19 protein-coding genes, 1 riboswitch and 1 other annotated feature are annotated in these 24,239 nt (G+C 34.7%); of the genes, 12 read left to right on the top strand and 7 right to left on the bottom strand.

Going from position 1 to position 24,239, the window contains the following annotated elements:
- Window positions 1-47: 47 nt before the first annotated feature.
- From KA900_RS10315 to rpmH, 6 genes are all read right to left on the bottom strand, one after another.
- Complete coding sequence (locus KA900_RS10315; protein ID WP_210139557.1) at window positions 48-887, bottom strand: ParB/RepB/Spo0J family partition protein; 840 nt, start codon at window positions 885-887, stop codon at window positions 48-50.
- Between the two features lie 35 nt (window positions 888-922).
- Window positions 923-1,648: a 16S rRNA (guanine(527)-N(7))-methyltransferase RsmG gene (gene rsmG / locus KA900_RS10320; RefSeq protein WP_096811180.1), complete on the bottom strand. Its 726-nt coding sequence runs from the start codon at window positions 1,646-1,648 to the stop codon at window positions 923-925.
- Between the two features lies 1 nt (window position 1,649).
- Window positions 1,650-3,527, bottom strand: coding sequence for a tRNA uridine-5-carboxymethylaminomethyl(34) synthesis enzyme MnmG (mnmG, locus tag KA900_RS10325; protein WP_096811181.1), 1,878 nt, complete (start codon window positions 3,525-3,527; stop codon window positions 1,650-1,652).
- Window positions 3,528-3,542: 15 nt separating this feature from the next.
- Complete coding sequence (gene mnmE / locus KA900_RS10330; protein ID WP_096823969.1) at window positions 3,543-4,922, bottom strand: tRNA uridine-5-carboxymethylaminomethyl(34) synthesis GTPase MnmE; 1,380 nt, start codon at window positions 4,920-4,922, stop codon at window positions 3,543-3,545.
- A gap of 159 nt (window positions 4,923-5,081) precedes the next feature.
- A complete protein-coding gene (gene rnpA / locus KA900_RS10335; RefSeq protein ID WP_096811182.1) occupies window positions 5,082-5,426 on the bottom strand; it encodes a ribonuclease P protein component in 345 nt (114 codons plus the stop codon).
- Window positions 5,427-5,577: 151 nt separating this feature from the next.
- Complete coding sequence (rpmH, locus tag KA900_RS10340; protein ID WP_000240855.1) at window positions 5,578-5,715, bottom strand: 50S ribosomal protein L34; 138 nt, start codon at window positions 5,713-5,715, stop codon at window positions 5,578-5,580.
- 719 nt (window positions 5,716-6,434) lie between these two features.
- Here rpmH and dnaA point away from each other — a divergent pair.
- From dnaA to gyrA, 6 genes are all read left to right on the top strand, one after another.
- Window positions 6,435-7,802, top strand: coding sequence for a chromosomal replication initiator protein DnaA (dnaA, locus tag KA900_RS10345; RefSeq protein WP_096807940.1), 1,368 nt, complete (start codon window positions 6,435-6,437; stop codon window positions 7,800-7,802).
- 242 nt (window positions 7,803-8,044) lie between these two features.
- A complete protein-coding gene (gene dnaN, locus KA900_RS10350) occupies window positions 8,045-9,175 on the top strand; it encodes a DNA polymerase III subunit beta (protein ID WP_096807941.1) in 1,131 nt (376 codons plus the stop codon).
- A gap of 655 nt (window positions 9,176-9,830) precedes the next feature.
- Entirely contained in the window at window positions 9,831-10,064 is a 234-nt protein-coding gene (gene yaaA / locus KA900_RS10355) for a S4 domain-containing protein YaaA (protein WP_174221760.1), read from the top strand.
- The gene (recF, locus tag KA900_RS10360; RefSeq protein ID WP_103373116.1) at window positions 10,061-11,176 is read left to right on the top strand and encodes a DNA replication/repair protein RecF; all 1,116 of its coding nucleotides are present in this window, start codon (window positions 10,061-10,063) and stop codon (window positions 11,174-11,176) included. Before yaaA ends, recF begins: the two co-directional genes overlap by 4 nt.
- Window positions 11,177-11,188: 12 nt before the next feature.
- Entirely contained in the window at window positions 11,189-13,120 is a 1,932-nt protein-coding gene (gyrB, locus tag KA900_RS10365; RefSeq protein ID WP_174221775.1) for a DNA topoisomerase (ATP-hydrolyzing) subunit B, read from the top strand.
- Between the two features lie 35 nt (window positions 13,121-13,155).
- Entirely contained in the window at window positions 13,156-15,837 is a 2,682-nt protein-coding gene (gene gyrA, locus KA900_RS10370; protein WP_210139559.1) for a DNA gyrase subunit A, read from the top strand.
- A 186-nt stretch (window positions 15,838-16,023) separates the two neighbouring features.
- Here gyrA and KA900_RS10375 read toward each other — a convergent pair whose 3' ends face one another.
- Window positions 16,024-16,839, bottom strand: a complete 816-nt coding sequence (locus tag KA900_RS10375) for an NAD(P)H-hydrate dehydratase (RefSeq protein ID WP_318270733.1) — start codon at window positions 16,837-16,839, stop codon at window positions 16,024-16,026.
- A 379-nt stretch (window positions 16,840-17,218) separates the two neighbouring features.
- On the opposite strand from KA900_RS10375, the gene hutH reads away from it, so the two are divergent.
- The 6 genes from hutH to KA900_RS10405 all read left to right on the top strand — a co-directional run bounded on the left by hutH (window position 17,219) and on the right by KA900_RS10405 (window position 24,226).
- Window positions 17,219-18,727, top strand: a complete 1,509-nt coding sequence (hutH, locus tag KA900_RS10380) for a histidine ammonia-lyase (RefSeq protein WP_210139561.1) — start codon at window positions 17,219-17,221, stop codon at window positions 18,725-18,727.
- Window positions 18,728-18,788: 61 nt separating this feature from the next.
- Window positions 18,789-18,990: a binding site (T-box leader), on the top strand.
- A gap of 65 nt (window positions 18,991-19,055) precedes the next feature.
- Window positions 19,056-20,339: a serine--tRNA ligase gene (gene serS, locus KA900_RS10385; RefSeq protein WP_210139563.1), complete on the top strand. Its 1,284-nt coding sequence runs from the start codon at window positions 19,056-19,058 to the stop codon at window positions 20,337-20,339.
- Window positions 20,340-20,731: 392 nt separating this feature from the next.
- Complete coding sequence (locus KA900_RS10390; protein ID WP_107643876.1) at window positions 20,732-21,427, top strand: AzlC family ABC transporter permease; 696 nt, start codon at window positions 20,732-20,734, stop codon at window positions 21,425-21,427.
- The gene (locus KA900_RS10395) at window positions 21,424-21,753 is read left to right on the top strand and encodes an AzlD domain-containing protein (RefSeq protein ID WP_096807949.1); all 330 of its coding nucleotides are present in this window, start codon (window positions 21,424-21,426) and stop codon (window positions 21,751-21,753) included. Before KA900_RS10390 ends, KA900_RS10395 begins: the two co-directional genes overlap by 4 nt.
- A gap of 135 nt (window positions 21,754-21,888) precedes the next feature.
- Window positions 21,889-21,987, top strand: a riboswitch (SAM riboswitch).
- Window positions 21,988-22,048: 61 nt separating this feature from the next.
- On the top strand, window positions 22,049-23,017 hold the full coding sequence (gene metX / locus KA900_RS10400; RefSeq protein ID WP_103373113.1) for a homoserine O-acetyltransferase MetX: 969 nt from the start codon (window positions 22,049-22,051) through the stop codon (window positions 23,015-23,017).
- 297 nt (window positions 23,018-23,314) lie between these two features.
- A complete protein-coding gene (locus KA900_RS10405) occupies window positions 23,315-24,226 on the top strand; it encodes a DUF2232 domain-containing protein (RefSeq protein ID WP_103373112.1) in 912 nt (303 codons plus the stop codon).
- Window positions 24,227-24,239 lie beyond the last annotated feature (13 nt).

Consider the following 24,239-nt stretch of genomic DNA (forward strand, 5'->3'; position numbering starts at 1 on the left):
GGTGTTGTACTTTGTGAGGCAATAGATATATGCGTAAACGCTAAATACTACCTTTTATATAGTTTGATTTTTATTTCATAATAGTCATCGTGGTCTTTCGCTTGATGCTCGTACTTCACGCCGCTTTTTTCTATTTCTTCTAAGCTTTTGCCTACAGCTTCACGTGCATCAGTAAGATCTTTTTCAAATGCGAATCTTTGTGCTTTCACTTTTTCAGGGCCCACTTTTTGTTTTACTCTAGCTTCAGTTTGTTTCACATTTAATTTCTGACTAATAATCGTTTCAACTAAAGCTTCTTGTTCAGTATCTGACAAACTCAACATTGCACGCGCATGACGCTCCGTAACTTTACCTTCACGTAAACGTTCAATGACCTTAGGCGCTAATTTTAGCAATCGCAATTTGTTTGCTATAAAACTTTGACTTTTACCTACACTTCTAGCTAATTCGCTTTGTGTCGTTTCTCCAAGTTCTAAAAGTTTTTTGTAAGCTTCTGCTTCTTCAACGACAGATAAATTCTCACGTTGGATATTTTCTATTAATGCGACAACTGCTGTTTCTTCGTCACCTAAGTCTCTTATGATAACGTCTGCATGCGTTTTGTTTAACGATTGTAAAGCTCTGAATCTACGCTCTCCTGCAATGATTTCAAACATGCCCTCTTCTATAGGACGTACTACAATCGGTTGTAACAATCCATGCTCATCTATAGATTCTGCGAGTTCTTTAATCTTATTTGGCTCAAATACTTGTCTTGGTTGGTAACGGTTGGGCACAATACGTTCAGTATGAATAGATTCAACACCATTATTATGATCCTCTTCAATATAACCAACAATGTCATCTTTATTTTTTAAACCAAATAATTTAGAAAAAGGTTTCTTCATAGTCTATGCGCTCCCTCTAAATTAGTTGTATTGAATTACTTTTCTTTTTCAAGTAACGGAGACTTATTGGGCGTTCCTGGCTTTCTAGGATATTTTTTAGGTGTCTCACTTCGTTTACCTATTTTTATCATTTGCCTCTCACCAGCGTCTTCCGGTAATTCATATGAAATGACATCCTGAACTTTACCTCCGAGGACTCCTATACCAAAACGCGCTTCTTCTAATTCTTCTTCGCCTTTAGCTGATTTTAAAGCAATGAATTGTCCACCCTTTTTAACTAGCGGTAAACATAACTCACTTAATACGGAAAGTCTAGCAACTGCGCGCGCAGTTACGATATCATAAGACGCCCTGTAGTCTCCCTTTCCGTAAATTTCTGCGCGATCATGTACGAAGCTCACATTTTCCAAATCTAATGCATCTGCTAATTGATTTAAAAAATGTATTCGCTTGTTTAATGAATCTACAATTGTAACTTTTAAATGAGGATAAATTATTTTTAATGGAATACTTGGAAAACCAGCACCAGCACCAATGTCACAAATTGTTAATGCTTGTCTCAAGTCCGTATAAAAACTCAGCGCAATTGAATCGTAAAAATGTTTCAAATACACTTCATGTTCTTCAGTAATACTAGTTAAATTCATCTTTTCGTTCCATTCAACGAGCATTTGGTAATACGTTTGAAATTGTTGTTGTTGTTTCTTTGTAAGTGCTATACCTTGTGTGCTGAGTCGCTCAGTTAACCATTCTACACTCATCTTAACTTTCCACCCTTTGAATTTTACCTTGTTCTAAAAATACTAATAAGATTGAAATATCTGCTGGGTTTACACCAGAAATACGAGACGCTTGAGCAATATTTAACGGTTTAACTTCCGCTAATTTTTCTCGTGCTTCAGTCGCTAAACTTTCAACTTTACTGTAATCTAAGTCTTCTGGTATTTTCTTTTCTTCCATACGTTTTACTTTTTCAACTTGTTGTAATGATTTATTGATATAGCCTTCATATTTCGTTTGAATTTCAACTTGTTCTTCTACATCATCAGGTAATTGATGTGCTTCTTCTAAAATTTCTAGAATTAAGTCATAAGTCATTTCAGGTCGACGTAATAATTCTAAGGCTAATATACCATCTTTCAAACGTGATCCGCCTTGTGCTTCAATAATTTCTTGTACACGTTCGTGAGGTTTAATTCTAATTCCATTCAAGCGTGCTTGTTCGTCTTTAATCATTTGGCGTTTTTTATTAAAACTTGCATAGCGTTCTTCAGAAATCATGCCAAGTTTATGACCTAAATCTGTTAAACGTAAGTCTGCATTGTCATGTCTTAATAATAAGCGATATTCAGCACGGGATGTTAATAGACGATAAGGTTCATTTGTACCTTTAGTAATAAGGTCATCAATTAAAACACCAATATAAGCATCTGAACGGCTTAAAATAACTTCTTCTTCTCCTAATACTCTAGAAGCTGCATTAATTCCAGCCATAATACCTTGGCCTGCCGCTTCTTCATAACCTGAAGTACCATTAATTTGCCCTGCTGTATATAAATTTTTAATTTTTTTAGTTTCTAATGTTGGCCATAACTGGGTTGGCACAAGTGCATCGTATTCGATAGCATAGCCTGCACGCATCATATCTGCTTTTTCTAAGCCAGGAATTGTTTCTAACATTTGGCGTTGGACGTGTTCTGGAAGACTCGTTGATAAACCTTGTACATAAACTTCATTTGTATTTCTACCTTCTGGTTCTAAGAAAAGTTGATGTCTTGGTTTGTCATTGAATCTTACAAATTTATCTTCGATGGAAGGACAATATCTAGGGCCAGTACCTTTGATCATTCCAGAATACATAGCAGATAAATGTAAGTTATCATCTATGACTTGGTGTGTATTACCGTTTGTATATGTTAACCAACATGGTAGCTGATCTAGAATATATTCAGTCGTTTCAAAGCTGAATGCTCTACCTACATCGTCACCTGGTTGTATTTCTGTTTTTGAATAATCGATGGTCTTCGCGTTAACACGTGGTGGCGTACCTGTTTTAAATCTCACTACTTCAAATCCAAGATTTCTTAAATTATCAGCAAGCGAAATAGATGGTAATTGATGGTTTGGACCACTTGAATATTTCATATTACCTAATATAATTTCACCACGTAAAAACGTACCAGTTGTAATAACAACTGCATCTGCCCAATATTCTGTACCAATATTCGTACGTACGCCTTTGATTATTTCGTCTTCTATAATTAAGTCATCCACCATGCCTTGCATGATATCAAGATTTTCTTCATCTTCAATTACTTTTTTCATTTCTTGTTGGTATAACGTTTTATCTGCTTGTGCACGAAGCGCTCTTACTGCTGGTCCTTTACCAGTATTGAGCATACGCATTTGGATATGCGTCTTGTCGATTGTTTTCGCCATTTGACCACCCAAAGCATCTATCTCACGTACTACAATTCCTTTTGCCGGCCCACCCACTGATGGGTTACACGGCATAAATGCAATGTTATCTAAATTAATTGTCAGCATTAATGTTTTAGCGCCACGTCGTGCTGAAGCGAGCCCTGCTTCAATACCAGCATGTCCGGCTCCTATTACTACTACGTCATATTCTTGAGCCATATTTTTTCCTCCCTTTTATTTTCCGAGACAGAATTGACTAAATAATTGGTTAATCAATTCTTCGCTTGCGGATTCTCCAATAATTTCACCTAAAATTTCCCAAGTTCGCGTCAAATCTATTTGAACCATATCCATTGGCACACCTGCTTCAGCAGCATCTATTGCATCTTGAATAGAGTTTCTTGCTTGTTTTAATAATGAGATGTGTCTTGAGTTAGAAACATATGTCATATCTTGATTTTGGACGTCTCCACCAAAGAATAAATCTCTAATCTGAGTCTCTAACTGATCAATGCCTTCTTGTTTTAGCATAGACGTTTGGATAATCGGCATGTCGCCAACCATTGACTCAACTTCTGAAATATCTAATTGCTTATCTAAATCCATCTTATTAATTATAACGATTGCATCTTCATTTTTAATGACTTCATACAATTTACGATCTTCTTCTGTTAAAGACTCGTTATAATTTAAAACGAATAAAATTAAATCTGCTTCACTTAGTGCTTTACGAGAACGTTCTACGCCTATACGTTCAACAATGTCCTCTGTTTCACGTATGCCCGCTGTATCTACTAGTCTTAATGGCACACCGCGAACATTCACGTACTCTTCTAATGTATCCCTTGTAGTACCAGGCACTTCTGTAACAATTGCCTTATTGTCTTGGATAAGGTTATTTAACATTGACGATTTGCCAACATTTGGTTTACCAACTATGACAGTAGCTAAGCCTTCCCTCATAATTTTCCCTTGTGTGCCTGTATCTAATAGTTTATTAATTTCTGTTTTGATTTGGTTTGATTTTTCTAATAAAACTTCAGTTGTGGCATCTTCCACATCATCGTATTCAGGATAATCTATATTAACTTCGACTTGCGCAAGGATCTCGAGAATGGACTGTCGCTGTCGTTTAATCATATCACTTAAACGACCTTCAATTTGATTCATTGCAACTTTAGATGCACGATCGGTTTTAGAACGAATAAAATCCATCACTGCTTCAGCTTGAGATAAATCGATACGTCCATTTAAGAATGCACGTTTTGTATATTCACCAGGATCAGCCATTCGTGCTCCGTGTGTCATTGTTAGCTCTAAAATTCTATTGATTGTTAAAATACCGCCGTGGCAGTTAATTTCAACGATGTCTTCTCTAGTAAAAGTCTTTGGTGCACGTAAAACTGAAACCATAACCTCTTCGACAACTTCATTTGTCTCAGGATCAACGACGTGCCCGTAATTAATTGTATGAGACGGCACACAATCTAATGATTCCTTTCCTTTATATAATTTATCTGCAATACTTACGGCATCAACACCTGATAAACGTACAATACCAATTGCACCTTCGCCCATAGGTGTGGATATACTCGTTATCGTATCTAAATCCATCATCCATCTCGCCTCCTTTTATTCTAAAATTTATCATTATAATATTGTAAATAGTTTTAAGCTAAAAAGCTAATATCTTAACTGAAAAATTCTAAATGTCAGCCTTAGGGTTGTCTGAGGTAAGACTGCGCTACCACTAAAATAACTCCCCTACTCTACTTATATTCGTTTATTAAAAACCTTCGCTATTTTCAACACGTGTTCTAAACTCGCCTGGATTTGTAGTGTGTTCATATCTTTAGCTGGCTGTCTTGCTATCACAATAATTTCCATTGGTATTATATCTTCTTTATGTACCTTGAAATTTTCACGGATAGCACGTTTGATTTTATTTCTTACAACAGCATTACCCAATTTTTTAGAAACACTAATACCTAGTCTAAAATGTTCTAATTCTTTATTGGCTTTTGTGTAAACTACAAATTGTCGATTTGCAACAGATTTCCCTTTTTTATATATAAATTGAAAATCACTATTTTTTTTAATTCGGTATGCCTTCTCCAAGAAACATCACTCACTTATCATTTCATTACATTTACTGTTAAATATTTCAATCTATAGCATGTACTTTAAACTTTTTCAAATAATAACAATAAATCCATACTAATTCACTGAATTTTAAACCAAAAAAAAGACCACTGATGAGTCAGTGATCTTATGCTGATAATACTTTGCGGCCTTTACGACGACGACGCGCTAAAACTTTACGACCGTTTTTTGTGCTCATGCGTTTTCTGAAACCATGAACTTTACTATGTTTACGTTTATTTGGTTGATAAGTACGTTTTACCATGCAAAAACACCTCCATCTGTATTCGGTTATCTAAACATTATAATAGATAAATTAATATAAGCTTTTTGCTTCAAGTCTTGATTTAATATTATTAATTTCTAGTCATAATTCAAGCAACTACTACAATATAACAAAATCTTTTTTATAAAGCAAGTATCAATTTCAAGCACTTTATTACCTCATTTAATGTAATTTTGATACTTCCCTAATCACACTACATTCTAAATTATCTATTATATAGAAGTTTTGCAACCCTTCTCCCTGTTTTTTCACTTAACTACGCATACGCAGTTTCAGTTATACAATTTTCATACATTTTATATAAATTATTTCCCAACCGTACAAAACGGTTATTTTTTGGTATACTATGAATTCTTGTAAGTTATCCACTTATACACATATAAGATGATTGTTTTTGTGGATAATTTGTATCCTATTCACAGAGTTATTTACGATTTAGCAACATATTCACACCTATTTGACAGAGGTGATTGTTAAAAAGTATAATTATGTGGATAAGTTATCTAAATATTGATAAATAAAAGGTTATTTTATTAAAAAATATACAAAAACCCTGTGAGTAACTTATGTATATGATAAAGTTATCCACTGATTGTGTGTAAGTTGTGGATAATTATTAACAGCTTGTGATTATACTTATTCACACATGTTATTTTTGTGTATAACTTTTAAAATTTAGAAAGTTGGAGTTTGTTATTATGTCAGAACAAGAAATTTGGGAAAAAGTTTTAACATTGGCTCAAGAGAAAGTCAGCTATCCTAGCTATCAAACTTTCCTAAAAGATACAAAACTTTATTCATTACAAAATGATGAAGCTATCATAGTGATTGATGATCCTTTTGTAGCTAATTGGTTGAAAACACATTACGTTGAAATAGTACAATCTGCATTATATGAAGCTATTGGGCATGAAATCATGCCAGTTTTTTACTCTGAAGATGAATTAGAAAGTTTAAAATCTGAAGAGAAACAAAATAGCAATCAAAAATCTAATGAAAATGAAATAGACTTTGATACAGTCGATGTAGCAAGAATCGGCGATGAACAATTTAATACAAACAATACCTTTGAAACATTTGTCATTGGGCCTGGCAACAGATTCCCCCATGCTGCAAGTTTAGCCGTAGCAGAAGCACCTGCGCAAGCGTATAATCCACTTTTTATATATGGGGGTGTAGGGTTAGGAAAAACGCATCTAATGCATGCTATTGGTCATTATGTTTTAGATAATAACCCGAATGCTAAAGTTATTTATACATCAAGTGAAAAATTTACGAATGAGTTTATTAAATCAATTCGTGATAATAAAACTGAACGTTTTAGAGAAAAATACCGAAACATCGATGTGCTATTAATAGATGATATACAATTTATTCAAAACAAAGAACAAACTCAAGAAGAATTTTTCCATACTTTTAATGACTTACATCAAGCTAATAAGCAAATTGTTATTTCTAGTGATAGACCTCCAAAAGAAATTGCTAAATTAGAAGATCGTTTACGTTCTCGTTTTGAATGGGGGCTAATTGTGGACATAACGCCACCTGATTATGAAACAAGAATGGCAATTTTGCAGAAAAAAATTGGCGAAGAAAATATTAATATTCCTACTGAAGCGCTTACGTATATTGCAAATCAAATACAATCTAACATTCGTGAACTCGAGGGTGCGCTTACACGTGTATTAGCATTTTCAAAATTACAAGGACAACCAATCACAACTGAATTAACTGCTGCTGCTTTAAAAGATATTATTCAAGCACCTAAATCTAAAAAAATCACCATTCAAGATATTCAAAAAGTTGTTGGCGAATATTATAGTGTAAGAATTGAAGACTTTAGCGCGAAAAAACGTACAAAATCAATTGCCTATCCGCGCCAAATTGCTATGTACTTATCACGTGAATTAACTGATTTCTCCTTGCCTAAAATTGGGGAAGAATTTGGTGGCCGTGACCATACGACAGTGATTCATGCTCATGAAAAAATTGTGAAAGATATCAATAATGATCCAACCTTTAAACAAGAAGTTGAAAATTTAGAAAAAGAGATTAGAAACCAATAAAATCGACTGTACTATAACAGATTAAACGAATAAATTGGGAGATATAACAAATTGACGTATTGCTCTGATTTGTGGACAATGTGTAAAAGTAATACACACTGTGCACAAGTTATCCACAGTTATCAGCTGATGGCATACGTGAAATAATTTGAGTTATCCCCTAATCCACAAGCCCTACTACTATTACTACGGGTTTAAAACCTATATAATTATTATATAAACGACTGGAAGGAGTTTAAAAAATGGAATTTACAATTAGAAGAGATTATTTTATAAATCAATTAAATGATACACTAAAAGCAATCTCACCAAGAACAACATTACCTATACTCACTGGTATAAAAATTGAAGTTAAAAGCAATGAAGTGATACTCACTGGTTCAGATTCAGAAATCTCAATTGAAATCACTATTCCTAAACAAGTTGACGGAGAAGATATCATTGAAGTTGCTGAAACTGGTTCAGTTGTACTCCCTGGTCGTTTCTTTGTAGATATTATTAAAAAACTACCAGGAAAAGAAGTTAAATTATCAACGAATGAACAATTCCAAACTTTAATCACTTCTGGACATTCAGAATTTAACTTAAGTGGTTTAGACCCAGATCAATACCCGTTATTACCACAAGTTTCACGCGATGATGCAATTCAATTATCTGTGAAAGTCTTAAAAAACGTGATTGCACAAACTAATTTCGCTGTGTCCACCTCAGAAACACGCCCGGTATTAACGGGGGTTAACTGGCTTATACAGGATAATGAATTAATATGCACTGCTACTGACTCACACCGTTTGGCTGTGCGAAAAGTCGCTTTAGAAGATGCATCTGAAAACAAAAATGTCATCATTCCAGGTAAAGCCTTATCTGAATTAAATAAAATTATGTCAGACAATGAAGAAGAAATAGATATTTTCTTCGCATCAAACCAAGTTTTATTTAAAGTGGGTAATGTAAACTTTATTTCACGTCTATTAGAAGGTCATTATCCAGATACTTCACGTTTATTCCCAGAAAACTATGAAATCAAAATTGGTATAGATAATGGCGAATTTTACCATGCGATTGATCGTGCATCTTTATTAGCACGTGAAGGTGGAAATAATGTTATTAAATTAAGCACAGGTAGTGAATTAGTTGAATTATCTTCAACATCTCCAGAAATAGGTACTGTAAAAGAAGAAGTGAAAGCTAATAATGTTGATGGCGGTAACTTAAAAATTTCATTCAACTCTAAATATATGATGGATGCTTTAAAAGCGATCGATAATGATGAAGTAGAAGTTGAGTTCTTTGGCACGATGAAACCATTTATCTTAAAACCAAAAGACGATGACTCTGTTACGCAATTAATTTTACCGATCAGAACATATTAAAATCTTATAAGAAAGCGTAAGTATTATACTTTTCTAAAAAATTCTTTTTGTACATCAACGAGAATGGCTAAAAAAAGAATTATCAAGAATTAATCCTATAGAGGCAATGTATGATAGGCAAAAAGAGACCCAGATGGGTCTCTTTTTTATATGAAGAAGCTTGAGTTAAGTGAGTTTTATAATTTTTAGAAGTAATTCACCAAAATAAACCGTGTATATTAACAAAGCATATTTTAGTGCATTAAATATATTTAACTATCTACAAGCTATTTAGAGCTTTAATATAAGCATTTAGCAGTCTATTACGAACTTAGATGCCTTAAATTAATAAATGAGCTTAGAAACGCTTTAAAATGCAAAATGATAGATTACTGTAACAGTTTGCTATCGTTACACTTAAAAGTGATGATTTAATATATAGTTAATAAAATTGTTAATAATTAATTTTAAAGTTAGAATATTTTTCTAAAGAAATCGAATAATATGAATAAAAGTTTGTTATAATATATGAGTAATACGTTATTCTAAACACCTTTGTAAATAAATTTCAGAAATAAGTAAAAATAACACACAAGAAAACGCTTTCTAACTGTATTTTACATGAAATTTTTCTAAAAAAAAGGTATAATATATAGATGAGTTTAAAAGGAATGGAGTGATTGATTTGGTTGAAGAAGTAATTGTTGATGGAGACATTACTTTAGGGCAATTTCTAAAGACAGAAGGTATTATTGAGTCTGGCGGACAAGCGAAATGGTTCTTGCAAGATTTTGAAGTAATGATCAATGGTGAGCGTGAAACGCGTCGTGGTAAGAAGTTAAACCATCAAGATAACATCGAAATACCAGAAGTCGGTTCATTTTTGATTATACACCAAGGTGAAGAATGAAATTAAAGACACTCCAGTTAGACAATTACCGTAACTATGAGTCAATCACCTTAAATTGTCATCCTGAAGTCAATATATTGATTGGTGAAAACGCTCAGGGAAAGACAAATTTATTAGAATCTATATATACTTTAGCATTGGCAAAAAGCCATAGAACGTCAAATGACAAGGAATTGATACGTTTTGATAGTGACTATGCTAAAATAGAGGGTGAACTTAGTTATAGGTATGGTGAGATGCCTTTAACAATGTTTATAACTAAAAAGGGTAAACAAGTAAAAATCAATCACTTAGAGCAAAGTAGACTGACACAATATATTGGTCACTTAAATGTTGTCTTGTTTGCACCTGAAGATTTGAACATTGTCAAAGGGGCACCTCAAATAAGACGCAGATTTATAGATATGGAACTTGGGCAAATCTCAGCAGTCTATTTAAATGATTTGTCTCAGTACCAAAGAATTTTAAAACAAAAAAATAATTATTTGAAGCAATTGCAATACGGGCAAAAGACAGATAGCACTATGCTTGATGTCTTAAACCAACAATTTGCAGAATATGCACTCAAAGTTACACTCAGACGTGAACATTTTATTAAGGAACTTGAATCATTAGCAAAGCCTATCCATTCTGGTATTACTGACGAAAACGAAACACTGTCATTGGAGTATTTACCTAGCATCAAGCTAGATGGTGAAGAAAAAAGTGAGACAGAACGCTTAGAGGAAGTCTTAACTTTACTAGATGATAATAAAGATCGTGAAAAAGATAGAGGTATATGTTTATTTGGGCCTCACAGAGATGATTTAGGTTTTAATGTAAATGGTATGGATGCACAAACTTACGGCTCACAAGGGCAACAAAGAACGACTGCTTTATCTATCAAGCTTGCGGAAATTGAGTTGATGAATATTGAAGTAGGCGAGTATCCCATTCTATTGCTAGACGATGTATTAAGTGAATTAGATGATTCACGTCAGTCTCATTTATTGAGCACAATTCAACATAAAGTGCAGACATTTGTGACTACAACATCGGTTGATGGCATTGATCATGAAATTATGAAAAACGCTAAACTTTATCGCATTAATAAAGGCGAAATTATAAAGTAACAGAAAGTGAAGGTGGAAGCATTGTCAGATGTGAACAACACGGAAGATTATGGTGCTGGTCAGATTCAGGTATTAGAAGGTCTTGAAGCGGTTCGTAAAAGACCAGGTATGTATATAGGCTCAACTTCAGAGAGAGGGCTACATCACTTAGTATGGGAAGTAGTCGACAATAGTATTGATGAAGCACTTGCAGGGTATGCTGACCAAATTGACGTCGTTATTGAAAAAGACAATTGGATTAAAGTAACAGACAACGGTCGTGGTATCCCTGTAGGCATACAAGAGAAAATGGGACGTCCTGCTGTTGAAGTTATTTTAACTGTATTACACGCTGGTGGTAAATTCGGTGGTGGCGGTTATAAAGTTTCCGGCGGTCTCCACGGTGTAGGTTCTTCTGTAGTAAACGCGTTGTCTGAAGATTTAGAAGTGTATGTTTACAAAGATGAAAATATATATCATCAAGCATATAAAAAAGGTATACCTCAGTTTGACTTGAAAGTCATCGGAGAAACAGATGAAAACACTGGTACGACAATTCGTTTTAAAGCTGATCCTGAGATATTCACTGAAACAACGACATACAACTATGAAATATTGCAACAGCGTATTAGAGAGCTTGCATTTTTAAACAAAGGTATCTCAATCACATTAAGAGATGAACGTGAAGAGGAAACCCGCGAAGACACATATCACTATGAAGGTGGTATTAGATCTTACGTTGAAATGTTAAATGAAAATAAAGAACCTATCCATGAAGCGCCTATTTATGTACATCAATCAAAAGACGATATTGAAGTTGAAATTGCACTTCAATATAACAAAGGCTACGCTACAAACCTTTTAACATACGCTAATAACATCCACACGTATGAAGGTGGTACGCATGAAGAAGGTTTTAAACGTGCGCTTTCTCGAGTATTAAATAACTATGGGATTAATAGTAAAATTATGAAAGAAGATAAAGAAAGACTTTCAGGTGAAGATACACGTGAAGGTTTAACAGCTGTTGTTTCAATTAAACACAGTGACCCACAATTTGAAGGACAAACTAAAACAAAACTTGGTAACTCTGAAGTACGTCAAGTCGTAGACCGTATATTTTCTGAACTTTTTGAACGCTTCTTATACGAAAACCCGCAAGTGGGTCGCACAATAATAGAAAAAGGCATTATGGCATCCCAAGCGCGCCTTGCAGCTAAAAAAGCGCGTGAAGTGACACGCCGTAAGTCTGCTTTAGAAGTCTCTAGTTTACCTGGTAAACTAGCCGATTGTTCTAGTAAAGACCCTTCTCGCAGTGAAATATTTATTGTCGAGGGTGATTCTGCCGGGGGGTCTACTAAGTCTGGACGTGACTCGGAAACACAGGCAATTTTACCGTTACGTGGTAAGATATTAAACGTTGAAAAAGCACGATTAGATAGAATTTTAAACAATAATGAAATTCGTTCTATGATTACTGCTTTTGGTACTGGTATTGGTGGAGAATTTGATCTCAGTAAAGCACGTTACCATAAAATTATCTTGATGACGGATGCTGACGTAGACGGTGCGCATATTAGAACATTGTTATTAACATTCTTCTATCGCTTTATGAGACCATTAATTGAAGCAGGATACGTTTATATCGCACAACCACCATTATTCAAGTTGACACAAGGAAAACAAAAATACTATGTGTTTAATGAACGTGAGTTAGAAAAACTTAAAGGGCAATTAGACCCAAGTCCAAAATGGTCTATTGCACGTTACAAAGGTCTTGGTGAAATGAACGCCGATCAATTATGGGAGACTACAATGAACCCTGAGAATAGAGCGATGCTGCAAGTATCGTTAGATGATGCTATAGAAGCTGACCAAGTTTTCGAGATGTTAATGGGCGATGTTGTTGAGAATCGTAGACAGTTTATTGAAGATAATGCAGTCTATGCAAACTTAGATTTCTAAGACAATGAACTGAATTTTTGAAGGAGGATATCTTGATGGCTGAATTACCTGAATCAAGAATTAATGAACGAAATATAACAAATGAGATGCGTGAGTCGTTCCTAGATTATGCGATGAGCGTTATCGTCTCACGTGCGCTACCAGATGTTAGAGATGGTTTGAAACCAGTACATCGACGTATACTTTACGGCTTACACGAGCAAGGTATGACACCTGATAAATCATATAAGAAATCTGCACGTATTGTTGGGGACGTCATGGGTAAATATCACCCTCACGGAGACTCATCAATATACGAAGCCATGGTAAGAATGGCACAGGACTTCAGCTATCGATACCCTTTAATTGATGGCCAAGGTAACTTTGGTTCCATGGATGGAGATGGAGCAGCGGCAATGCGTTACACTGAAGCGCGCATGTCTAAAATCACACTTGAAATGCTGAGAGATATAAATAAAGATACGATTGATTTTGTTGATAACTACGATGGTAATGAAAGAGAGCCGTCAGTCTTACCATCCAGGTTCCCTAACTTACTAGTAAACGGTGCTTCAGGTATCGCGGTTGGTATGGCTACTAATATCCCACCACATAATTTAACTGAAGTTATAAATGGTGTATTAAGCTTAAGTTATAATCCGGATATTACTATTGCAGAGTTAATGGAAGATATTCAAGGACCGGATTTCCCTACAGCAGGTATCATTCTTGGTAGAAGTGGCGTACGTCGGGCGTTTGAAACTGGACGTGGTTCAGTCCAAATGCGTGCAAGAGCTGAGATTGAAGAACGTGGTGGCGGCCGTCAACGTATCGTTGTGACTGAGGTGCCTTACCAAGTCAATAAAGCACGTATGATTGAAAAAATCGCTGAATTAGCACGTGATAAGAAAATTGAAGGCATTACAGATTTACGTGATGAAACAAGTTTACGTACTGGTGTACGTGTGGTTATTGATATACGTAAAGATGCAAACGCGAGTGTTGTATTAAATAACTTGTATAAACAAACGCCATTACAAACGTCCTTTGGCGTGAATATGATTGCTTTAGTGAATGGTAGGCCAAGATTAATTAACCTTAAAGAAGCATTAGTTGAATATCTTGAACATCAAAAAGTAGTCGTTAGAAGAAGAACAGAATACAACTTGAAAAAAGCACAAGACCGAGCTCATATCTTAGAAGGTTTGAGAATCGCTTTAGATCATATTGATGAAATTATTCGTGTGATTCGTGAATCTGACACTGATAAGGTTGCAATGGCAAACTTACAAGAACAATTCAAATTAACTGAACGACAAGCGCAAGCAATACTAGATATGCGTTTAAGACGTTTAACAGGTTTAGAAAGAGATAAAATTGAATCTGAATATAACGAATTAATTGCTTATATAGACGAGTTAAAAGCAATTCTTGCAGATGAAGAAAAATTATTACAACTTGTACGTGACGAATTAATTGATGTACGTGAACGTTTCGGTGATGAACGTAAGACGGAAATCCAATTGGGTGGTCTAGATAACATTGAAGATGAAGACCTTATACCAGAAGAACAAATTGTTATTACGTTAAGCCACAATAACTATATTAAGCGTCTACCAGTTTCAACATATAGAGCACAACATCGTGGTGGTCGTGGCGTACAAGGTATGCAAACGCTAGAAGAAGACTTTGTAAGTCAGCTTGTAACATTGAGTACCCATGATCATGTCCTATTCTTCACAAATAAAGGCAGAGTTTATAAACTAAAAGGATACGAAGTTCCTGAACTCTCGCGTCAGTCTAAAGGTATTCCAGTAGTCAATGCAATAGAACTCGATAATGACGAAACAATTAGCACAATGATTGCTGTTAAAGATTTAGAAAGTGAAGAAGATTATTTAGTGTTTGCAACATTGAATGGTATTGTTAAACGTTCAGCGTTGAGTAACTTCTCACATATTAACAAAAACGGTAAGATTGCTATTGGTTTCAAAGAGGACGATGAATTGATAGCAGTACGATTAACAGACGGGGATGAAGATATTCTCATCGGTACATCGCATGGTTCGCTCATCCGCTTTAATGAAACAGCATTACGTCCATTAGGGCGTACAGCTGCAGGTGTTAAAGGTGTTACGCTCAGAGATGGCGATAGTGTCGTAGGACTAGACGTTACTAAAGCAGAAACAGATGACGAAATCCTTGTAGTAACAGAAAATGGTTACGGTAAACGTACGCCAGTAAGTGAATATCGTTTATCAAACCGTGGCGGTAAAGGAATTAAAACTGCAACAATCACAGAACGTAATGGTAAAGTAGTATGTATTACTTCAGTTGAAGGTAAAGAAGACTTGATGATTGTTACAAATGCAGGCGTCATTATCCGTATAGGCGTAGAAGATATTTCACAAAATGGCCGTGCTGCACAAGGTGTGAGATTGATTAAATTAAACGAAGATCAATTTGTTTCTACGGTAGCTAAAGTAGATGAAGAAGAAAAAGAAGCTGAAGAAAACGAGCTACAAGAAACAGATGATGAAGTAATTGAAAGTACTAATAAGGCAAGTGAAAATCAACAATCAGAATCAGTAGTGAATGATCATTTATCAGAGGATATTGTCCACACAGAAACAGAAGATGAGGATGAAACAGATGAAGACGGTCGCCAAGAAGTAAGAGAAGACTTTATGGACCGTATCAACGAAGACATTGATAACGAAGATAATGATGAAACGTAAATTTAAATGATGTAATCCAAGAAATGAGCCTGAGGCATATATTGAAATGTCTCAGGCTCATATAATATTGGTAGCATATGACTAGGGTTGAAAATATATATTTTCAACCCTAGTCATTTTAGTAAGGAGCGAGAGAATGCATTCTTTTTAGAAAAATAGATTTTTGTCTCACTCTTTTTGTATTATTTAATTTTCTAATGATTTCATTGCATATGGAATTTCACTTATCAGTTGAGATGGCGGTACAACATACATTTTATCAGACAATGTTTCACCAATATAACTATGCGTATAAGTTGCACTTGTGACTGCTTCTTTGAGGTCATTAAATTGTCCCACAAAGCTTGTAATCATACCAGCAAGTGTATCGCCCATGCCACCTGTAGCCATTGCTGGCGTACCAATTGGAAGCTTGCATTCACTATCTTTAAAATAGATTTCAGTGCCGTGCATTTTTAACACAATTGTTGCGCCAATGTTATCAACCGCTTCACGATTACGTTCGTGAGTTTGTTCTTCTATTGGAATACCACTTAAACGTTCCCACTCTTTTTGATGGGGCGTAAAAATAACTTTACAGGTTGGAATATCTGGCTTCAATTTACTAAATATAGTGATTGCATCTCCGTCCACGATAAGTGTTTGATGTGGTTGGATATTTTGTAATAAGAACGTGATGGCATTGTTTCCTTTAAAATCACATCCTAACCCAGGCCCAATCAAGATACAATCTGTGTTTTCAATCATTTTAGTGAGCATTTTTGTATCATTGATGTCAATGACCATTGCTTCAGGGCAACGTGAATGTAACGCTGCATGGTTGGTTGGATGTGTAGCTACTGTGATTAAACCACTACCACTGTACACACAAGCACGTGCAGCAAGCATAATTGCCCCACCTAAGTTTGCGTTGCCTCCGATTAACAGAATTTTGCCATAATCCCCTTTATGTGTCTCGTCTTTACGCTTAGGAATACTTACGGATGAAATTGTTTCCAACATTGAAACCTCCTTTAGAGATATAAATTATGATCAATTTAGCTTATTTTAATGATTTGATTTTTTTATGAGTAAGTTTATTATTTTCGATAAAATAATACGTGATTTTAAGCATTATCAAAGTGTAGTCTATTCTTATATTTACCCTAGTTACTTATTTTATAAATACAATAGAAAATATTATACCTGGTTTGCATTTTAGTCAATAGTTAGAAGTATTAAGCGTGGATTTGTTTTTAGAAAATATAAAATCACTTACTTTGCCTTATTAAAATACTAATTTAATACCATGTTACGGATATGCGTTAACCTATTGTCCTTAAAATTTTGTAAGCGTATACTCAAATTAATTGAAACACATTAAAAGCAAGGAGATGAAAATATGACATTGCAACTTAATGGAGAAAGTTTAACGATTAATAAAATAAAGGAATTACTATATCAAAGCGATGAAGTTAGTGTGACGGATGATGCATACCAGCGTGTAAAACAAAGCCGAGCAACCGTAGAGAAGATTATAGAGAATAAAGAAACGATTTATGGTATAACGACAGGGTTCGGGTTATTCAGTGACGTACGAGTTGATCAAGGAGAATACAATCAATTACAAGTGAATTTAATTCGTTCGCATGCTTGTGGGATAGGAAAACCTTTTTCACAAGACGTTGCATTAGTGATGATGGTATTACGTCTAAATACATTACTTAAAGGTCATTCTGGTGTGACCGTCGATTTAGTAGATCAACTCATATACTTTATTAACAATAGAATCATTCCTGTTATTCCTCAACAAGGATCACTGGGTGCTTCTGGAGATTTAGCGCCACTTTCACATCTAGCTTTAGCGCTAATCGGAGAAGGCAGCGTATATTATAAAAACGAGGAAGTAGACAGCCGGTATGTCTTAAATCTATTAAATCGTACCCCTTTAAGATTACAGGCTAAAGAAGGGTTAGCTTTAATTAATGGCACGCAAGCCATGACTGCTCAAGGTGTGATTAATTATATAGAAGCGGAATATATAGGTTATCAAGCAGAATGGATTGCTGCACTCACACATCAAGCATTAAATGGTATAACAGACGCATACCATGAAAACGTACATAAAGTACGTCATTTCAAAGAACAAATCGATGTTGCAGCACGTATGTTAGATTGGCTTGAAGGTTCAAAATTAACTACATCACAAGGAGACATTCGTGTACAAGACGCTTATACATTGCGTTGTATCCCACAAATACATGGCGCAAGCTTCCAGGTATTTAATTATGTGAAAGAAAAACTTGAATTTGAAATGAATGCAGCTAATGATAACCCATTAATATTTGATGAAGATGATGAAACGTTCGTTATTTCTGGCGGGAACTTTCACGGACAACCAATTGCTTTTGCACTGGATTTCTTAAAACTGGGTGTTAGCGAATTAGCTAATGTTTCAGAAAGAAGACTAGAAAGACTTGTTAATCCGCAATTAAACAATGGCTTGCCAGCATTCTTAAGCCCACAACCAGGACTACAAAGCGGTGCGATGATTATGCAATACGCAGCAGCGAGTTTGGTTTCAGAAAATAAGACACTTGCACATCCAGCGAGTGTAGATTCCATTCCATCATCAGCTAACCAAGAAGATCATGTGTCTATGGGAACAATTGCCTCTCGCCATGGCTATCAAATGATTGAAAATGCACGGCGTGTGCTAGCAATAGAAGCTATTATTGCACTTCAAGCAGTAGAATATAAAGATATTGAAAAATTATCACCTAAAACGTATGAAAAATATCAAGCTTTACGCAAGGTAGTACACTCTATAACACAAGATCGACAATTTCATAAAGATATCGAAGCTGTTGCACAATATTTACTAGATCATGCTTATTCAAATGAAATTTAATTGTTTCAATGTCATCAGTCTTGAAAAATGGTGCGTTATTTGCTATATTTAAAACAACTCAATAAAGTTATTGTTCGTAGGATAAGTAGTGTTGAATCGTCTGATTTCAGAGAGCTTGTGGTTGGTGAGAACAAGCAATCAGTGTCAATATGAATCTACCTACTATAAAGAAGAACAATCGGATTTAACCGTTATTTTTGTGAAAGTGCAGTCTTTTTTGACTGTTAAATAGGGTGGCAACGCGTAAAGACCACGTCCCTTGTATAGGGATGTGGTCTTTTTTGTGTTCACTCTGAAAATATTTACATTTGAAAGGATGGAAAGTGATATGTTAGACATTAAACGATTTCGTAACGAACCAACGTTACTAAAAGACAAAGTTTCAAAACGTGGTATGGACGCAAAAGTAGTGGATGATGTATTAGCACTTGATGATAAGCGTCGTGAACTTATTCGCAGTGCTGAGGAAATGAAAGCGAAACGTAATAAAGTGAGTGGCGAAATCGCTGAGAAAAAACGTAATAAAGAAAATGCAGATGACGTTATTGTAGAAATGCGTAAATTAGGCGAGGATATCAAACAATTAGATGCAGATTTAAATAAAGTAGATAAAGAATTAGAAGATTTATTATCACGTATCCCAAATATCATTCATGATGATGTGCCTGAAGGCGATTCTGATGAAGAGAATGTAGAATTAAAACGTTGGGGTACGCCAAGAGCATTTGACTTTGAAGAAAAAGCACATTGGGATTTAGTTGAATCATTACAAATGGCTAATTTCGAACGAGGCGCAAAAGTTTCTGGCGCTAGATTTGTCTTCTTAACTGGGGAAGGTGCTCAATTAGAAAGAGCATTGATGAACTATATGGTAACGAAACATACGACACAGCACGGTTACACTGAAATGATGGTGCCGCAATTAGTGAACGCCGATTCTATGTATGGTACAGGACAATTGCCAAAATTCGAAGAAGATTTATTCAAAATTGAAAAAGAAGGACTTTATACAATTCCAACTGCAGAGGTGCCATTAACGAATTATTATCGTAATGAAATTATTGAGCCAGATGTGTTGCCTGCTAAATTCACTGCCCAATCAGCTTGTTATCGTAGTGAAGCGGGTTCTGCAGGTAGAGATACAAGAGGCTTAATTCGATTACATCAATTCGATAAAGTAGAAATGGTGCGCTTTGAAAAACCAGAAGACTCTTGGAACGCATTAGAAGAAATGACACAACATGCAGAATCAATTTTAGAGGAGTTAGGATTACCTTATCGTAGAGTTATTTTATGTACAGGAGATATCGGTTTTGGTTCAAGTAAAACATATGACTTAGAAGTTTGGTTACCAAGTTATAACGAATACAAAGAAATCAGTTCTTGTTCAAATATTACTGATTTCCAAGCGCGTCGTTCTAACATTCGTTTTAAACGTGATAAAACAGCAAAACCGGAATTAGTGCATACGCTCAATGGCAGTGGCTTAGCAGTAGGTCGTACATTTGCTGCAATTGTAGAAAACTATCAAAATGAAGATGGATCAGTAACAATTCCAGATGCATTAGTGCCTTATATGGGCGGTAAAACAGTTATACGTCCAGTTAAATAGAAAGATGAATTAAAGTTTAAATATCATGATAAACTACGTGAATGTTTAAAATGAGCTTAGCATCATCTAGCTTTAAAAAAGCAGGATTGTAATCTTTGCGAGATTACTATTCCTGCTTTTTTAATTTGGAGAAAGGGTAGGGAGGGCTCAATTTAAATGGTTAATCATAGATAATAATACAGAAAAACAGCATTTTACTTAACTATAAGAGGGACGTCTAAAATAATGATTTAAAAATTCTGAAATTAAAAACATTATAAAAACAGCGTTTTAACACTTCGGTTAGTCTAACGTAAGGCAAGCGGATGTATAAAAGCATTGAATATATTTTACGAGTCGTATTAAAATAGTCATATTATTTTCTTATTACAAAAACTTTAGGAGGTGGCGTTATGGAAACACATTTAACTTTTAGGCAAGGTGTCAAAGAATGTGTGCCTACATTGTTAGGTTATGCAGGTGTTGGACTTTCATTTGGTATTGTAGCAGTAGCTTCGGGTTTTAATTTACTCGAGATTATTTTGTTATGTTTACTCGTTTACGCAGGTGCTGCACAATTTATTATATGTGCGTTAGTCATTGCTGGGACACCCATTTCTGCAATCGCATTAACTACGTTTATTGTTAATTCAAGGATGTTTTTATTAAGTATGACACTTGCACCAAGTTATAAAGATTATGGTTTTTGGAATCGTATCGGGATGTCTACACTCATTACTGATGAAACATTCGGTGTTGCTATCACGCCACATTTAAAAGGAGAAAAAATTAATGATCGCTGGCTACATGGTTTAAATATCACAGCATACCTATTTTGGACATTTGCAAGTATCGTTGGCGCTGTCTTTGGTAAATACATAACTAACCCCGATGCTTTTGGTTTGGACTTTGCGATTACCGCGATGTTTATATTTTTAGCTGTATCGCAGTTTGATACTATTAAACAATCACAAATTAGGACTTATCTAGTATTAATCGTTTGCGTGATTATACTAATGTTTGTTTTAAGCTTTTTCATGCCTTCATATGTAGCCATTATATTAGCATCCGTCTTTACTGCTGCTTTAGGGGTGGTGATTGATAAATGACAACGACCCTACACATGTTATTAATCATCGTGTTATGCGGTGTGATTACTTGGTTAACACGCATCATACCCTTTATATTAATAACTAAAATTAGATTATCGGAAACAATCGTAAAATGGTTATCCTTTATTCCAATCACACTGTTTACGGCATTAATTATAGATGGTGTGTTAGAGCAACATGAAGGAACAATGATCTATAGTATTAATATCCCTTTTTTAGTTACTATGGTGCCAACAATTATTATCGCAGTCATTACACGAAGTCTAACGATGACAATTGTTGGCGGCATCTTGCTCATGGCTATTTTAAGATGGGTATTTTAAATATATGATTGAAGTACATCCCAAAATCCGTTAGAATGACAATAATTAGAAAATTATGAAATTTGAAGTACGCGTGCGTCATTGATGAAGTAAATCACTTTTATATACGTCGTTTTTTTTAACAATTAAAACTAAATCTTATTTCGAGAAGCAGAGGGACTTGGCCCGATGAAGCTTCAGCAACCGGCTTTTAAAGCACGGTGCTAATACCAACGACTCGTCGAATAATAAGTATTTTAACTTCTTACTTATTATAAATAGGTGAGAAGTTTTTTTACTAGGTAGGAGGTAAATGATGACAAATTATACAGTTGATACATTGGAATTAGGGCCATTTACAACAGAATCAGGTGAAACGATTTTAAATTTGAAATTACGTTATGAGCATGTTGGGTATCAAGGGCAACCATTAGTGCTGGTATGCCACGCATTAACAGGTAATCATTTGACGTATGGCACGGATGATAATCCAGGGTGGTGGAGAGGCATTATAGATGGTGGTTATATGCCTATTCATGACTATCAATTTTTAACATTCAATGTCATTGGGAGCCCATATGGTTCTAGTTCGGCACATACAGATGCAGACTTTCCTAAACATTTAACTTTACGAGATATTGTACATGCAATTGAATTAGGTATTAAAACGTTAGGGTTTGATCGAATTAATATTTTAATTGGAGGCTCTTTAGGTGGCATGCAAGCATTAGAATTATTATACAACCATAAATTTGAGGTCGATAAGGCAGTTATTTTAGCTGCTACAGACAAAACATCTTCATATAGTCGTGCATTTAATGAAATTGCTAGACAAGCAATTCAATTAGATCACAGCGAGGGTATGAGTATAGCAAGACAACTTGGCTTTTTAACTTATCGTTCGTCTAAGAGTTATGATAGACGCTTTACGCCGGACCAAGTTGTGAATTATCAAAAACACCAAGGTAACAAATTCAAGAAAAACTTTGACCCATTGAGCTATTTAACACTACTGGATGTCTTAGATAGCCATGATATAGATAGAGATCGCAAAGATGTAGATGAAGTATTTGGACGTCTTGATACTAAAGTCATGACGATGGGATTTACAGATGATTTATTATATCCAGATGATTTGGTATATGCGACTGGTGCTCGCTTTAAATACCATAAACACTTCTTTGTACCGGACAATGTAGGACATGATGGCTTTTTACTTAATTTTAATGATTGGGCGCCCAATTTATATCATTTCTTAAAAGTATCCAAATTCAAAAGAAAATAAATATATGATTACGATGTACGTGGAAAAATAAGACGTCTGGAAGATGGCTTTCTAGTTGATTAAAAGAGTGAAGTGATTGCCTTACCAGGACGTCTTATTTTTATGGCATAACATCAGAAATAAATGAGGCATTTTGGTCAAATTAATGCGTAAAAGTACATTTTGAAGTATTAGTCTATTTTTGAATTTTATAGTTTGAGTGGAACTTCTATTAAAAAGGATTGTCAATAATTGTATAAAAGTTTTAAAGAGGTTAAAATAATAAACATAGACAAAATTAGTATAGGAGTGGCGAACTTGTTTTCTAAAATAGATACTAAAGCCACTATACTTAGTGTGATTACGTTAATTATAGTGGCTTTAGCTTTACATATATTACCACCACTTGGGTTGCTGTTAGGCTTATTTGCAACAATTCCAGGTATTATTTTATGGCATAAATCTGTAGAATCATTTGCTTTTACAGCGGTGGTTACAGTTGTGTTAACAACATTGCTGGGTAATATATTCGTGTTAAGCATTATGATCCTCTTGCTTGTAGTGAGTTTTGTAGTGGGTCAATTATTAAAAGAACGTACATCTAAAGAACGTATACTTTATATAACAACAACGTATATTAGTATTATTGCGTTAATTGCATTTATGATGTTACAAGCATTAAAAAAAATACCAAACGCTACATCATTAATTAAACCATTTAAAGACCAGATGTATAGTGTGATTGCTAACGCTTCTGTAAGCGCAGATTATAAACAAATGTTTGAAGAAACATTCCGCCAATCATCAGTTCAATTACCAAGTTATATTATTATTGGCGTTTTTCTATTAATATTAATCAATTTAATTATTACTTTTCCAATCTTGCGTAAATTCAAAATCGCTACGCCCATATTCAAACCATTATACGCTTGGCAAATGAAGCGTTCTGTATTATGGATATATATTATTGTATTAATATGTGTTATGTTTTCAACCGAGCCAAGCGCATTTCAAACTATCGTATTAAACTTTCAAACTGTGTTATCATTATGTATGTATATTCAGGGGTTAAGTGTGATTCACTTTTTCGGAAAGGCAAAATCAATGCCGCCAGCACTTACTATCATTCTAATGGTGGTGGGGACAATTTTAACACCATTAACACATATTGTAAGTCTCCTGGGTTTTGTAGATTTATGCATCAATTTAAAACGTATCATTAAAAAATGATTTGAGGTGGGAG

Origin of the sequence: Staphylococcus sp. GDY8P120P, from assembly GCF_017892065.1 — a bacterium.
Taxonomy (GTDB): Bacteria; Bacillota; Bacilli; order Staphylococcales; family Staphylococcaceae; genus Staphylococcus; species Staphylococcus nepalensis.